This window comes from Hydrogenophaga sp. FW305-3-2-15-A-LB1, assembly GCF_058787875.1.
In genome coordinates, this window is record NZ_JBYTAE010000063.1 from 1 (window position 1) to 15,176 (window position 15,176).

At 70.9% G+C, this 15,176-nt stretch carries 13 protein-coding genes; all 13 read left to right on the forward strand.

Annotated features, from left to right (window positions below; all coding sequences use genetic code 11):
* A partial coding sequence (locus AC3WPZ_RS18850; protein WP_492440952.1) for a lipopolysaccharide biosynthesis protein occupies window positions 1–1,335 on the forward strand: 1,335 nt, incomplete at its 5' end.
* Entirely contained in the window at window positions 1,332–2,933 is a 1,602-nt protein-coding gene (locus AC3WPZ_RS18855) for a GMC oxidoreductase (RefSeq protein ID WP_492440954.1), read from the forward strand. The genes AC3WPZ_RS18850 and AC3WPZ_RS18855, both read left to right, overlap by 4 nt.
* Window positions 2,930–3,865 (forward strand): aldo/keto reductase, encoded by a 936-nt coding sequence (locus tag AC3WPZ_RS18860; protein WP_492440956.1) that lies wholly within the window; start codon window positions 2,930–2,932, stop codon window positions 3,863–3,865. Before AC3WPZ_RS18855 ends, AC3WPZ_RS18860 begins: the two co-directional genes overlap by 4 nt.
* Complete coding sequence (locus AC3WPZ_RS18865; protein WP_492440958.1) at window positions 3,862–5,127, forward strand: O-antigen ligase family protein; 1,266 nt, start codon at window positions 3,862–3,864, stop codon at window positions 5,125–5,127. Before AC3WPZ_RS18860 ends, AC3WPZ_RS18865 begins: the two co-directional genes overlap by 4 nt.
* A complete protein-coding gene (locus AC3WPZ_RS18870; protein WP_382322285.1) occupies window positions 5,124–6,236 on the forward strand; it encodes a glycosyltransferase in 1,113 nt (370 codons plus the stop codon). Before AC3WPZ_RS18865 ends, AC3WPZ_RS18870 begins: the two co-directional genes overlap by 4 nt.
* Window positions 6,233–7,387 carry a polysaccharide pyruvyl transferase family protein gene (locus AC3WPZ_RS18875; protein ID WP_382322286.1) on the forward strand — a complete coding sequence of 385 codons (1,155 nt, stop codon included), beginning with the start codon at window positions 6,233–6,235 and terminating at the stop codon, window positions 7,385–7,387. The genes AC3WPZ_RS18870 and AC3WPZ_RS18875 overlap by 4 nt, the downstream gene beginning before the upstream one ends.
* Entirely contained in the window at window positions 7,384–7,956 is a 573-nt protein-coding gene (locus AC3WPZ_RS18880; RefSeq protein ID WP_444687712.1) for an LbetaH domain-containing protein, read from the forward strand. The genes AC3WPZ_RS18875 and AC3WPZ_RS18880 overlap by 4 nt, the downstream gene beginning before the upstream one ends.
* A complete protein-coding gene (locus AC3WPZ_RS18885; RefSeq protein ID WP_382153015.1) occupies window positions 7,949–8,905 on the forward strand; it encodes a nitroreductase family protein in 957 nt (318 codons plus the stop codon). Before AC3WPZ_RS18880 ends, AC3WPZ_RS18885 begins: the two co-directional genes overlap by 8 nt.
* A gap of 12 nt (window positions 8,906–8,917) precedes the next feature.
* A complete protein-coding gene (locus AC3WPZ_RS18890) occupies window positions 8,918–9,892 on the forward strand; it encodes a glycosyltransferase family 2 protein (RefSeq protein ID WP_492440960.1) in 975 nt (324 codons plus the stop codon).
* An 11-nt stretch (window positions 9,893–9,903) separates the two neighbouring features.
* Window positions 9,904–10,770: a LamG domain-containing protein gene (locus AC3WPZ_RS18895; RefSeq protein WP_444687715.1), complete on the forward strand. Its 867-nt coding sequence runs from the start codon at window positions 9,904–9,906 to the stop codon at window positions 10,768–10,770.
* Window positions 10,767–12,029 carry a glycosyltransferase WbuB gene (locus tag AC3WPZ_RS18900; protein ID WP_492440963.1) on the forward strand — a complete coding sequence of 421 codons (1,263 nt, stop codon included), beginning with the start codon at window positions 10,767–10,769 and terminating at the stop codon, window positions 12,027–12,029. The genes AC3WPZ_RS18895 and AC3WPZ_RS18900 overlap by 4 nt, the downstream gene beginning before the upstream one ends.
* Window positions 12,026–12,772 (forward strand): polysaccharide biosynthesis/export family protein, encoded by a 747-nt coding sequence (locus AC3WPZ_RS18905; RefSeq protein WP_382153007.1) that lies wholly within the window; start codon window positions 12,026–12,028, stop codon window positions 12,770–12,772. The genes AC3WPZ_RS18900 and AC3WPZ_RS18905 overlap by 4 nt, the downstream gene beginning before the upstream one ends.
* Window positions 12,773–12,785: 13 nt before the next feature.
* Window positions 12,786–15,176, forward strand: coding sequence for a GumC family protein (locus AC3WPZ_RS18910; RefSeq protein WP_492440965.1), 2,391 nt, complete (start codon window positions 12,786–12,788; stop codon window positions 15,174–15,176).

Sequence of the window (15,176 nt, forward strand, 5' to 3'; positions counted from 1 at the left end):
CCCTTGCGCACCGCCCCCACCCGCCGCGCGTCCATCGCGCGCCGCATGGCCTCGGGCGCGGGCGCCTACGGTTATGCGCAGGCGGTGAGCATCGGCACGCAACTGGTGGCCTTGCCGGTCTTCCTCCACCATTGGGACATGGCCACCTACGGCTACTGGCTGGCCCTGACGGCACTGCCCTTCTACCTGTCGATGGCCGACGCCGGCATCTCCACCGCCTCGTGCAACCGGATGATCGGTCTCATCACGCAGGGCCAGAAGGCGCGCGCGGCCGGGGTGTTCCAGAGCGCCGTGGCCTTTCTGCTGAGCGTCTCGCTGCTGGCCCTGCTCGCGGTGGGCGCCGCGCTGCTGCTGTTGCCCGACACCACCTTGCAGGCGCCGCAGTGGAAGGCCGTGCTCATGCTGCTGTCCCTCAGCGTGGTGCTCAGCCTGTTCTGCAGCCTGGCCGAGGTGGTCTACAAGGCCACCGGCGGCTACGCGGCGGGCACCTACCTCGTCACCACCGGGCGCCTGGTCGAATGGGCCGGTGGCCTGGCCGGTCTGGTGCTCACGCAGACCTTCATCGGCGTGGCCAGCTCGGCCCTGCTGGCCCGGCTGGGCTACACGGCGCTGAGCATCGGCCTGAGCCAGCGGCGCACCGATTTCCTGCGCTGGGGCGTGGCGCGCGCCAGCTGGGCCGACGTGCGACAGACCGCCGCGCCGGGTGCGCTGTTCTTCTCGATCTCGATGACCAACGCGCTCAGCCTGCAAGGCTTCACCCTGCTGGTGGCGGCCACGCTGGGCCCCGCCGCCACCGCCGTGTTCAACACCTACCGCACCGTCGCCCGGGTCGTGGTGCAGGTCACCAACGCGCTGAGCAACCCGCTCTGGCCAGAGCTCACCGCCCTCAAAGGCCAGCAGGACGACCACGCCTTCTGGAAGCTGTACCGCCGGGCCAAGCACCTGGGCCTGCTCATCGCCGCCGCGGGCGCGCTGCTGGTGTACCTGGTGTCGCCCTGGCTGCTCGAGGTCTGGACGCACGGCCAGATTCCCTTCACCGCCACCAGCATGGCGCTGTTCCTGCTCTATGCCGCCGTGTGCTCGGCCACCCAGGTCCCGCGCGTCGTGCTCATGTCCATCAACCGCCATGCCGGCCTGGCCGCGCAGAGCCTGATGGCCGCCGTGGTCTCGCTGGTGGTGGCCTGGCTGGTCTGGCGCAGCGCCGGCATGACGGGCGTGGTGGCCGCCATGGTGCTGGGCGAGGCCCTGGTCTGGCTCACCGCCACGCGCGCCGTGCGCCGCCTGCACCGCCAGCAACGGCTTCAGGGCCCGCCGGCCACAGGGGTCGCCGCATGATCATCGACCTGAACCACGCGCCGCCACCGGAGACCGCGCAGGACGTCGTCATCGTCGGCGGCGGCACGGTGGCCCTGTTGCTGGCCGTGCTGCTCGAGCGCCAGGGCCAGCGCGTGACGGTGCTGGAGAGCGGCGGCGGCGGTTTCGAAACGCCGGCCCAGGCGCTCAACGACGCCACCGTCGTCGGCCGGGCCCACAGCGGCATCGCCGTGGCGCGCGGGCGCGCGCTGGGCGGCACCTCCAACCTCTGGGGCGGCCAGCTCACCGGCTTCGTGCCCTCGGATTTCGAGGCCCGCGCCGGCGTGTCGGACGCGCCCTGGCCCATCACCTACGAGGAGCTGCTGCCCTGGTACGAGGCCGTGGCCAAGGAACTGCGGCTGGCCGACGCGCTCGACGAGCACACGCCCCAGGCGCGCAAGCTCTTCGGCGGCGGCTACCCCGACATTCCCGGGTTCACGCTGTTCCTCACGCGCTGGCTCAAGGAGCCCGCCATGGCGCGCCACTTCCGCGAGCGCCTGCAGAACGCGCCCAAGCTCACGGTGCTGCTGCACGCCCACGCCACGGGCCTGGACCTGTCGCCCGACGGCGAGCGCGTCAGCACGGTCCGCGTGGCGCGGCCCGACGGCAGCCTCACCGCCATCGCCGGCCAGCGCGTGGTGCTGGCCAACGGCACCATCGAGATCGCCCGCCTGCTGCTGGCCTGCGCGGCCGAGCAGCCCCAGGCCCCCTGGGTCGGCAACCCCTGGGTGGGCGCCGGTTTCCAGGACCACCTGGAAATGCGCGGCGGGCGCGTGCACCCGCTGGACAAGCCGCGCTTCCTGCGCACCTTCCAGAACATCGTGCTCGGCGGCCACAAGTACCAGCCCAAGCTGCGGCTGGCCAGCGCCAGCGCCGGCGCGGGCGCCCTCGCCGCCGACCCGGCGCTGCAGGTCACCGGCTATTTCGCGTTCGAGTCCAGCATCGCCGAGCACCTGCAGCACCTGAAGGTGATGGCCAGGTCGCTGCGGCGCGGCGCGCTGCCGCGTCAGGGCCTGGGCGAGCTGTTGCGCCACCTGCGCGGCATGGGCAGCGCCTGGCTGCCGATGGTCGTGCAGTACCTGCGGCACCACCGCATCCACAACCCGGCCGACCGCGGCGTCTGGCTCGTCATGCACGCCGAGCAGCTGCCGCGCCACGACAGCCGCATCACCCTCGACCCGCAGCGCAAGGACCGCTTCGGCATGCCGCTGGCCAAGCTGGACTGGCGCATCGGCGGCCAGCCCGAGCTGCGCGCCATGGCCGGCTTCATGCGCCGCATCGGCGACAGCCTGCAGGCGGCCGGGCTGGCGCGGGTGGAGATCGACGCGCTGCTCGCCAACGAGGACGCGCGCGCGCTGGACCAGGCCACCGACACCTACCACCAGTGCGGCGGCGCCCGCATGGGCCACCACGCGCGCGACGGCGTGGTCGACCGCGGGCTGCGCGTGTTCGGCACGGACAACCTCTACGTCGCCGGGGCCGCGGTGTTCCGCACCTCCAGCTACGCCAACCCCACCTTCACCGCCATGGCGCTCACGGCCCGGCTGGCCGAGCAGCTGCGCCCGGAGGTCCCTGTATGAACCTCACCGCCAACGACCTGATGACCCAGCGGCTGGGCTTCGGCTGCGGCCGCCTCAACGGCGGCGCCGACAAGGCGACCTCGCTGCGCCTGATCCACGCGGCGCTGGACCAGGGCATCCGCCACTTCGACACCGCGCCGCCCTATGGGCTCGGCGCGTCCGAATCCGTGCTGGGCGAGGCCCTCAAGGGCCGGCAGGAGGACGTGACCGTGGTGACCAAGGCCGGGCTGGCCCGCCCCGCCTCGCCCGGCCTGATGCAGAAGGCCCGGGCCGTGGTCAAGCCGCTGGCCCGCTGGGTGCCCGGCCTGCGCCAAGCCGTGCTCAAGGGCATGGTCCGGCGCGCCCCCGCCGGCAACTTCGACACCGGGTTCATCGCCCAGTCCTTCGAGGCCAGCCTGCGGCAGCTGCAGCGCGAGCGCGTGGACTGCCTGCTGCTGCACGAGGCGCAGCCGCACCACACGCTGGCCCCCTTGCGGGAGCTGCTCGACCGCTACGTCGCCCAGGGCCAGCTCGGTGCCTACGGCAGTTCCACCGGCGCACCGATGAACCAGCTCGTGCGCTTCGGCGCCGTGTCGCAATACCGCAGCCCGGCCCCGGGCGCCGAGTGGACACCGGTGGCCGCGGACGACGTGCTGCACGGCGCCCTGCGCTTCGTGGCGCCGGCCATCGGGCCCGCGATGGCGCGCGACCCCCAGCTCAAGGCCCGGCTGGCCAGCCTGCTGCCCGAAGGCACCGACCCGGCCAGTGCCACCGGATCGCTCGCCCTGGCCTATGCGCTGGCCCGTTTCGAGAGCCGGCTGCTCATCTCCACGCACCAGCCGCAGCGCCTGACCCGCACCGTCGACGAACTGCGGCACATCACGGCCTCGCCCGAATGGCTGCCCGCCATGTCGGCCCTGCACTGCGCCTTCAAGCGGGCGCCCGCGCCATGAGCCCGCTGCTGCGCCTGCTCTCGCTGTGGCTGCTCGGCTTGGCCGTCTACCTGGGCGGCTGGTACGTGGAAGGCCCGGCGTTCCAGGCCGTGCAGATGGGCTCGGTCGCGCTGTTCATCGGTGCCGGTTTTCTGGCCCTGCTGGCGGGGGACACGCGCCGCATCGAGCTCAGCACCGCCGAGTACATCGTGGGCGGCGCTTTCCTGTTCGCCATGCTGGTGGCCTTCGCGCGCGAGAACACGATGTCGGTCGCATACGGTGCCATGTTCCTGATGGTGCTGGTCTCGGCCGCGGTGCTGGCGCGCCAGCCCTGGGGGCCCAGCGTCGACCAGGTGTTCCGGCGCGTCTACATCGCCCTGATCGCCTCCGTGCTGGTGGTCCAGCCGGCCGACTACCTGACCTCGGTGGTGGGCACGGTCGAGCGCAGCGTGGGGCTGGTGCGCTTCACGCCGCTGGGCATGCACCCCAACCTCGCCGGCCTGGTGTACGGCGGGGGCAGCCTGCTGTTCTTCCAGCACTTCCTCGGCAGCACCCGCGCCCACCAGAAGCTGTTCGCGCTGGCGATGTCCGGGCTGTGCCTGAGCATGGTGCTGGCGGCGTCCGCGCGGGCCAGCCTGCTGGCCCTGGGGGTCACGGGCGCCGTCGCCGTGCTGCTCATCGCCTGGCGCGGCTCCCGCCGCGCGCGCACCGCCCTGGGCCTCGCGGCCGTCGGCGCGCTGGCCCTCGGCCTGGCCAAGGCGGGCGCCATCGCCGGCTACCTGAGCACCATCCTGGACCTGGACTCGCCCACGCGCGGCACGGCCTCGGGCGCGACGGGCCGCGAGGACCTGTGGCGCGACGGCATCGAGCTCGTGTTCTCCGACCCGGTGCTGTTCTTCACCGGCCGGGGCGTGCGCGCCGCCGGCCCCGAGGTGATCGGCTTTCCGGTGGAGAGCTCCTACATCAACCTCGCGCTCGAACACGGCGTGGTGCTGGGCGGGCTGATCGCCCTGACCTTCCTGTTCACCGCATGGCGCGCCCTGCGCCGCGGCTTCGACACCGGCGCGATGAACCCGACCCTCTTCCTCAGCGGCTCGATGCTGTTGTTCGCGCTGGTGCAGTCGGTCTTCAACCGCTACCTGATCGCGGTCGGCAACCCCTTCTCGCTGCTGATCCTGTTGCTGCTCCTGCAACTCAACCTCGGCCCGCCCCGGCTTCGCGCCGCGGCCCTTCCTCCATCGCCAGGCCCCGTCCTGCGCCACCCCGCGGGATTCTCACCATGACCTACGTCTTCTGGCATTCCTACCTCATGTTCCACCAGGCCGCGTACATCCGTGCCCTGGCCGAGCTGCCCGGCAACACCGTGCACTGGTGCGTGACGCAGGACCTGCCCGCCTACTACCGCGACCGCGGCTACCCGGTGCCCGACACCGGCCAGGTCCAGGTGCACCGGGCGCCCACGCCGGCCCAGACCGCCGAGCTCGCTTCGTTGCCCGGCTCGGTGCAGGTGTTCTTCGGCCTGCGCGGTTTCGCGCTGCCGCTGGCCGCCTTCCAGGCCAGCCTGGGCGCGCCGGTGCACCGCTTCCTGATGACGGAGAACCGCTACGAGCCGGGCGCGCGCCTGCTGCCCCGCTGGCTGGCCTACACCTGGGACGCGCTGCGCTACCGCCGCCACCTCAGCGGCGTGTTCTGCATCGGCCACTCGGGCCGCTACGGCGGCGCGCGCTTCTTCTCCGCCTGCGGCTACCCCCGCGAGCGCATCGTGCCCTTCGTGCACGTGGTGGACTGCACGCCGGTGCGGCACGCGCCGGTGCGGCGCGGGCACAAGGAGATCCTCTACGCGGGCCAGCTGATTCCGCGCAAGCGGATCGATGTGCTGCTGCAGGCGTTCAGCCAGCTCGCCGTGCCCTCGGCCCACCTGCGCATCATCGGGCAGGGCCAGGAGGCCGCGAACCTCCAGCAGCTCGCCCATGAACTCGGCATCGCCGAGCGGGTGGATTTCTCGCCGGCCCTGCCCAACGCCGAGACCGTCGCGGCCATGGCCGCCGCCGACGTGCTGGTGCTGCCCAGCCGCTTCGACGGCTGGGGCGCGGTGGTCAACGAGGCCTTGATGGTGGGCACGCCGGTGATCTGCAGCAACCGCTGCGGGGCCAGCGACGTGATCGAGAACGGGCGCAACGGCTACGTGTTCGAGGCCGGCAACGCCCGCTCGCTGCGCGAGCGCCTGCAAAGCATCTGCCAGGACTTCCACTGGAACCGCGCCGCGCTGGCGGCCGCCGAGTCCACCCGCCTGGGCGGTGCCGCGGTGGCCGCGCGCTTTCAGAAGAACGTCCTGCGCCTGCTGGCCGCCGAGCCGGCCAGCCTGGCCTGGAAACCGGAGGTGTCCCAATGAACATCGGCATTCTCACCTTCCATTTCAGCGACAACTACGGTGCCGCGCTGCAGGCCTATGCCCTGCGCCGCTGGTTGACGGAGCGGGGCCACCGCGCCAGCTTCATCGACTACCGGCCCGCGCACATCGAGCGCGGCGGGCGCCTCTGCGTGCCCACCTCGCCGGCCAAGCTCAAGGCCGACCTGAAGGTGGTCTACCTGGCGGTGTCCTCGTTCCTCCACCAGCACTTCGGCCACCGGGGCCAGCGGGAGAAGTTCGTGCGCTTCCGGGAACATTTCCTGGGCATCTCCACCGATGCCGCGCCCACGGACAACGGCGCCTCGCTCGCCGCGGCGCAGGCCTACGACCTGATCGTGGCGGGCAGCGACCAGATCTGGAGCCCGTCCCAGCATTTCGGTTTCGACCCGAACTACTTCCTGGCCTTCGCGCAGTCGTTCCGGGCCCGCAAGATTTCATACGCCGCGAGCTTCGGCCGCGACCGCGTGTCCCCGGACGAGGCCGCGCAGCTGCCCGAGCTGCTGCACCACTTCGACGCGATCTCGGTGCGCGAGGCCTCCGGCGCCACGCTGGTCGAGCGCACCACCGGGCAGCGCCCCGCCAACGTGCCCGACCCGACCCTGCTGCTCAACAGCTACGCGGAACTGACCGACCCGGCGCCCACCGCCGGCCCCGGCACCGAGCCCTACCTCTTCTGCTACGGGCTGCGCTCGCCCGACAACATCCGCCAGACCGCCGAGCTCGTGGCCAGCCAACTGAGCTGCCCCATCCTCTCGCCGCACAACCCGCACCGGCGCTGGGTCGAGATCGGCCAGACGGTCTATCCCGATCCGGCCGAGTGGGTGGCCCTGGTCAAGAACGCGCGTTTCGTCGTGACCAACTCGTTCCACGGCACCGTGTTCTCGCTGCTGTTCAAGAAGCCCTTCATCGTGGCCGGGCTGACCGGCGACAAGGCCGCCGCCAATGCCCGCGCCATCCACCTGCTGCGGGCCGTCGGTCTGGAAAACCGTTTCGCGGCGTCGTTCTCGGCGCAGCAGACCGAGGCCCTGATGGCCACGGCGATCGACTGGGCCGCCGTGGACCAGCGGCTGGCGGACCTGCGGCAGGCCGGCAACGAATTTCTGAACGGGCAACTGAAGGCGGTGGCGCCATGAACCCCATGAGCGACTTCGGCGCGCTGAGGTACCGCAACCGGTTCAGCTCCACGGACAAGCTGCGGCGCTGGGCCTGGGAGCTGGTGTGGCTGCTCGGGTTCCGGCCCACGCCGCGCTGGGCCCTGCACGGCTGGCGGCGCTTCCTGCTGCGCTCGTTCGGGGCCCAGGTCGGCACCGGTTGCCGCATCGCGCCCTCGTGCCGCGTCTGGGCGCCGTGGAACCTGAGCATGGGTGAGTTCTCGGCCCTCGGCGACGGCGTGGACTGCTACAGCATGGACCGCATCACCCTCGGCTCCAAGGTCGCGGTCAGCCAGCGCACCTTCCTGTGCGCCGGCTCGCACGACATCCGCTCCCTGTCCCGGCCCCTGATCACCGGCCCCATCACGATCGAGGACCACGTGTGGATCGCGGCCGAGAGTTTCGTGCACCCGAACGTGGTGATCCGGGAAGGCGCCGTCATCGGCGCGCGCTCGGTCGTGACCAAGGAGATGCCGGCCTGGTCCGTCTGCGCCGGCCACCCGTGCCGCAAGCTCAAGGACCGCGTGGTGAAGGAGCGCCACCATGTTTGACAAGCTGCTCAAGGTGGCCGGCATCTTCAGCGAGGCCTTTCGCGACGCCGTGCTGTTCCTGCGCTTCAACTCGTACTCGCCCTTCGTGGACCCGTCCCGGCGCGCGTTCTACAAGATCCTCATCGAGGCCCACACGATCGAGAAGGGCCTGTCCCTGCCGAACCCGAAACCGCTGTTCGGCAAGGACAAGATCCGTTTCGTCATGAACGCGCTGTCGCGCTACGACATCCGGCACTCACCGATTCCCGCCCACATGTCGCTGGGCGCGCTGGACGCCTACGTGAACTTCCACGCCAAGGCGGGCCTGAGCGACCCCTTGCTCGACGAGATCTCGGGCTACCTGAAAGCCTGGGAAGCCAAGCTGCCCAGGCCCTGGAAGGGCGGCACTCGGGACTACTCCTTCCTGGGCCAGCCGCTGAACAACCTGCAGCAGCTGATGGCCAGCCGCTCGAGCATCCGCACGATGCGGTCCACGCCGCTGCACCCCGACCGCATCCTGGAGGCGATCGCGCTCGCGCAGCTCGCGCCCTCGCAATGCAACCGCCAGTCCTCGCGGGTCCATGCCTACCAGGACCCCGCCCTCATCCAGCAGCTGCTGGCGCTGCAGGGCGGCTCGCGCGGCTTTGCGGAAACGGTCGGCAACCTGTTCGTGGTGAGCTCGGAGATCTGCGCTTGGGGCGGGCCCGGGCAACGCAACCAGGCCTACGTCGACGGCGCGCTGTTCGCCATGTGCCTGATGTTCGCCTGCCGCTCCATGGGCTGGGGCGCCTGCCCGCTGAACCTGGCGATCGACCACAAGACCGAGGCCGCGATCCGCCGCGCCGGCGGCATCCCGGCGGGCGAGCGGCTGATCATGATGATCGCCTTCGGCGAGCCGGTGGCGCCCGACACCAAGGTGGCTTTCTCGCCGCGCAGGCCCGCGGCGGAGATCGCCACCCTTCACGCCTGAGGAGCCCCCCCGATGAGCATCACCGCCGTCATCCTGACCTACAACGAAGCCCTCCACCTGGAGCGCGCCATCCGCTCCATCCAGGCGTTCACGGACCAGATCGTGGTGGTCGACTCCGGCTCCAGCGACGGCACCGCCGAGATCGCGCAACGGCTCGGGGCCGAGGTCCACACGCACGCCTTCGTCAACCAGGCCCGGCAGTTCCAGTGGGCGCTCGACACGCTCGACATCCGCGGCGAGTGGGTGCTGCGCCTGGACGCCGACGAGATCATCGAGCCCGACCTCGCGCGGGAGATCGGCGAAAAACTGCCGCGGCTGCCGGCCGAGGTGGTGGGCGTGAACCTCAAGCGCAAGCACATCTTCATGGACCGCTGGGTGCGCCACGGCGGGCGCTACCCGCTCGTGATGCTGCGGCTCTGGCGCCATGGCAAGGGCCGCGTGGAAGACCGCTGGATGGACGAGCACGTGGTGGTCCGGGGCGGGCGCACCGTCACCTTCGACGGCGGCTTCGCCGACCACAACCTGCACGACCTGAGCTACTTCACCGACAAGCACAACAAGTACGCCACGCGCGAGGCCATCGAGGTGCTCAACCAGCGGCTCGGCCTGTTCGCCCGCGACGAGGCGCTCAGCGCGCGCAGCGCCTCGTTCCAGGCCTCGTTCAAGCGATGGGTCAAGGAGCGTGTCTACAACCGCATCCCGTTCACCGTCAGCGCCACGCTGTATTTCCTGTACCGCTACATCGTCCAGCTCGGTTTTCTGGACGGCCGCAGCGGCCTGGTCTACCACTTCCTGCAGGGCTGTTGGTACCGCTTCCTGGTGGGCGCCAAGGTCATGGAGCTGGAACGGGCCGTGGCCCACCTGCACGACGACAAGGCCGCCATCTGCGCCGAATTGAGCCGACTGACCGGGCACAAGCTGGTGGCCCGAAGCGACACCGTGGCGCCCACCGACGTGCGCGACCCGCAGCTCGCCCCCCGACTTTGAAAAGGACCGGCATGCACACCCCCACCCCGTCCCAGTTCATCACCGCCCTGTGCCTGGCGTGGCCCGCCTGGGCGCACGCCAACGACGCGCTGATCTGCCAGGACGCCTCGACGCCGGAGGGCGCCACGCAGGTGGGCGCGCTGCAACCGCTGTTCCGCGATTGCCCCCGGGTCGACGACGTGGACTTCACGGGCCGGGCCGACGGGCGCAAGTACTACAACGGCCTGTACTTCACGCCGCCGAAAGACCGCAGCCTCTACGAGCAGGCCGACGATGGCGTGGTGCTGCAGCGCGGCGGCGTGATGGCCACCGCGAAGATGAGCTCGCACCCCGGCCAGTTCCCCCTGCTGCGCGGCGACCGGCCGTTCTACATCGAGGCGCAGGTCGCGATCTCGTCCAACCACCGTGACAACTTCCCGGCCATCTGGCTGATGCCGATCGAGCACAACCTGCGCATGGAGGACGTGTACGAAGGCGATCCGAAAAGTTTCGAGCGCTGGTTCGAGCTGGACATCGACGAAGGCGGCTTCGGACCCGGCGGCCACCACACCGCGATTTCCTGGACCGGCATCTACCCCAACTACAAGAAGATCCAGAACCCCAACCCGACGTCGAAGGAACCGCTGGACCGCACCCAGCCCAACGTCTTCGGCGTCTCCTATTCCCCCGACACCCTCACCGTGCGCTGGTGGCTCAACGGCCGGCAGGTGCTGGAAGCGGGCCCACCCTACGTGCCCGAGATCGCCCGGCGGCAGAACTTCTACCTGATCGTCTCCGCGCAAAGCCACAAGAACGTCAGCCACTACCAGATGAAGTTCATGGGCGTGCGCGCCTTCGTGGGCGGCGCGGTGGCATCGAAAGCGAAAGGCCGGCCGTGAAGCTGCTCATCTACGGCATCAACTTCGCGCCCGAACTCACCGGCATCGGCAAGTACACCGGCGAGATGGCGCAGTGGCTGGCCGCCGCGGGGCACGAGGTGCGTGTGATCACCGCGCCGCCCTACTACCCGGCCTGGAAGGTGGGCGAGGGCCACAGCGCCCGGCGCTACCGCACCGAGTCCTGGCAGGGTGTTCGGGTGATGCGCGCGCCGCTGTGGGTGCCGCACCAGCCCGGCGGCCTCAAGCGCCTGCTGCACCTGGGCAGCTTCGCCCTGAGCAGCCTGCCGGTGCTGTGCGCGCAGTGGCGCTGGAAACCCGACGTGGTGTGGGTGGTGGAGCCGCCCCTGATGTGCGCACCCGCGGCGGTGGCCTTCGCGTCCCTGCGCGGCGCCAGCAGCTGGCTGCACATCCAGGACTACGAGGTGGACGCCGCGTTCGACCTGGGTCTGATCCAGGGCCCCACGCTGCGCCGCTGGGTCGAGCGCGCCGAGCGCTGGCTGATGCGCCGCTTCGACCGCGTCTCCACCATCTCGGGCCGCATGGTGGACCGGGCGCGGCGCAAGGGCGTGGCGGCCGAGCGGGTGCTGCACTTCCCGAACTGGGTCGACATCAGCGGCATCACGCCACTGGCCGCGCCCAGCGCCTACCGCGCCGAGCTGGGCCTGGCGCCCGACGCCGTGGTGGCCCTCTACTCCGGCAACATGGGCAACAAGCAAGGCCTGGAGACCCTGGCCGAGGTGGCCCGCCTGCTGCAGGACGAGCCGCGCATCCAGCTGGTGCTGGGGGGCAACGGCTCCGGCCGGGCCGACCTGCAGGCGCGCTGCGCGGGCCTGCCCAACGTGCGCTTCCTGGACCTGCAACCGCTGGACCGCCTGAACGACTGGCTGGGCCTGGCCGACGTGCACCTGCTGCCCCAGCGCGCCGATGCCGCGGACCTGGTGATGCCGTCCAAGCTCACCGGCATGCTGGCCAGCGGCCGCGCCGTGCTCGCCACCGCGTTGCCCGGCACCGAGCTGTGCCGGGTGGTGGTGCAGGACGCCGCCTGCGGCCTCGTGGTGCCGCCCGAGAACCCGGCCGCCCTGGCCGACGCGCTGCGCGCACTCGCGGCCGACCCGGTGCGCCGCGCCGAATGGGGCGCCAACGGCCGCCGCTACGCGGAGGCCGAGTTGAGCCAGGACGTGGTCCTGCGCCGCTTCGAAACGCAATTGCTGGCCTTGGGCCAGAAAGGGGAAACGCTATGCGCCACCAGCTCTTCATGACCCTCCGGCCCTGGGTGTTCTGGGCCACCGGGATGCTGATCCTGGCCGCGGCCGGGCCGCTGCAGGCCCAGACCCAGACGCCCGTGGCGGCGGACGCCGCGAAGGCGCAGGCCGTGCCGGCCAGCGCGCCGCTGGACCCCAACGGGGCCACCCTCGGGCCCACGCCCTCACCCGCCGAGGGCGTGGACGCGAACTACCGCATCTCGCCCAACGACCTGATGGCCTTCGACGTGTTCGGCGTGCCCGACATGAAGCGCGATGTGCGCGTGAACGCCTCGGGCGAGGTTTCGCTGCCGCTCATTGGCCAGGTGCCGGTGGCCGGGCTCACGGCGCAGGCCGCGGAGCGGCTGATCGCCCAGCGCTACCAGGAGAAGTACCTGCAGGACCCGCAGGTCTCGCTCTTCATCAAGGAGTTCACCACGCAGCGCGTCGCCATCGAAGGCGCGGTGATCCGGCCGGGCATCTACCCGGTGACGGGCCAGCTCACCTTGCTGCGCGCCCTGGCCTTGTCGGGCGGCTTCGCGCCCTACGCCGACATCAACCAGATCGTCGTCTACCGCCACGGCAGCAGCGGCGCGCGCGAACAGTTCACCTACGACCTCGACAAGGTGCGCGCGGGCCAGGAGAAGGACCCGAACATCCGCTCGGACGACGTGATCGTGGTCCAGCGCAACGCCCGGCGCACCGCGCTGAGGGATTCGCTCTTCAGCGACATCCTGAGCACGCTCAACCCTTTCAAGTGACGGGAGATCCGCCATGGCCACCGACCAACACCCCCTGCCCTTCGTGCCCGACCCGAGGGACGCGCTGGGCCCGCACCGCGAGGCCGCGCCGTCCGAGCGGGCGCGCTCCCGCGGCGAAGCCATCGCGCTGACCGAGGACCGCATCGACCTGCGGACCCTCTACCGCGCGCTGGTGCGGCGCAAAGGGACCATCCTGGGCATCGCCGTCCTGGGCACCCTGGCCGCCGGCGTGTACACGCTGAGCCTCACGCCGCAGTACGAGAGCTCGGCCATGCTGCAGATCGACCGCGCGGCGCAGAAGGTGGTGGGCTTCAACACCGAGGTCGAGGTGGAGGAGGGCCCGCTGTCCGATCAGCTGCAGTTGCGCACCCAGGTGGAGCTGCTCAAGAGCCGCAGCCTGGCCGAGCGCGTGATCGATGAAATGGGCCTGCACAAGCCGGGCGCCATGAGTTCACCGCCCTCACCGGACGTCGCCGAAGCCGCCGGGGTGGTGAGCGGCACCGGGCTGCTGGACCAGGCCGCGGCCCTGGCCCGCCAAGCGTGGAGCCAGCTGCACGCGCTGATCGCACCGGTGCCGTCCAGCCCCGAGTCGTTCAGCCGGGCGGGCACGTTGGCGCAGTTCCAGCAGGCGGTCACCGTGGAGCCGGTGCGCAACTCGCGCCTGGTGCAGGTCAGCGTGCGCAACGCCGACCCGGATCTGGCCGCCGCCATCGCCAACACCATGGCCAAAGCCTTCATCGCCATGCACATCGAGCGCCGGCTGGACTCGTCGATCTACGCGCGCCAGTTCCTGGAGGAGCAGATCCGCCAGAGCAAGGCCAAGCTGGAAGCAAGCGAGCGCGTCATCAACGAGTACGCCAAGAAGAACCAGATCCTGAACCTGGGCGACAAGGGCAGCGCCACCACCCAGACCTTCGTGGACTTCTCCACCGCGCTGACCCAGGCGCAGCAGGAGCGCATCAAGGCCGAGACGCTGTACAACCAGGTCCGGCTCAACCCCGAGAGCGCGCCCCAGGCGGTGGTCAACGAGGCCATCCGCGCCTACAAGGAGCAGCGCGCCCGGCTCGAGGCCGACTACGCCAAGAACCGCAGCGTGTTCAAGCCGGACTACCCCGCCATGGTGCAGGCGCGCGCCCAGATCGCCGAGCTCGATGGCCGCATCAAGACCGAGGTGAACAACATCCTCTCCAGCATCCAGGGCCAGTACATGGCCGCCGTGAAGGCCGAAGAGCAGCTCAAGAACAAGGTGGCCGCCAGCCGCAGCGAGGTGCTCACCGTGCAGGACCGCAGCGTGGACATGAACCTGCTCAGCCGCGAGCTGGACACCAACCGGCAGGTGTACGACAGCCTGCTGCAGCGCCTGCGCGAGGTCAGCGTGACCGCGGGCATCACCACCAACAACGTGAGCATCGTCGATCAGGCGGCGGTGCCGCGCTTCCCGGCCTCGCCCAACCTGAAGATCAACATCGGGCTGGGCCTGGTGCTGGGCCTGTTCCTGGGCATGCTGGCCGCCCTGCTGCGCGAGCAGATGGACGACTCGGTCAAGAGCGCCAACGACATCGAGGGCTCTTACCAGCTGCCCCTGCTGGGCCTGATCCCGTTCACCCGGGGCCCCCGGGTGCGCCGCGAACCGGTGGCCCTGCTGGCGCACCGCGAGCCGCGCAGCACCTTCGCCGAGTCCTACCGCTCGGTGCGCACCGTGCTGCAGTTCGGCTCGCCCGACGGCCCGCCCCAGCGCTTCATGGTGACCAGCTGTGGCAACGGCGAGGGCAAGAGCACCACCGCGCTCGCGCTGGCCATCAACTTCGCCCAACTCGGCCAGAGGGTCCTGCTGATCGATGCCGACATGCGCAAGGGCGGGCTGCACAAGATGCTCAAGCTGTCCAACGAGCGCGGCCTGTCCAGCCTGCTGGAGGCCGACCGCGCGATCCAGGGCGTGATCCAGGAGACGGCGGTGGCGAACCTGGGTGTCATCACCTCGGGCCCCACGCCGCCCGACCCGGTGGAGCTGCTGATGGGGCCCCGGCTGGGCGCCCTGCTGGAGCAGGCGCAGGCCCTGGGCTACACGCAGGTCGTGATCGACGGGCCGCCGCTGCTGGGCCTGGCGGACGCGATCGTGCTGGGCAACCAGATCCCCAACATCGTGCTGGCGGTGAAGGCCGGCGGCACGCGCAAGGACAGCATGAAGGACGCGCTGCGCCGCCTGCGCACCGCCGGCCTCGCCCCCATGGGCGTGGTGCTCACGCACGCCCGCAACGAGCACAGCAACGACCACGCCTACGCGGCCTACTACGGCCACGGCGCCCCGCCCGCGCCCAAGCCGGCACCGGTGCGCAGCCCGGCCCCCGTCGCGTTGCCGCCGGGCACCCGCATCGAGCCCACGCTGGACCCATCCGCCGCCTGA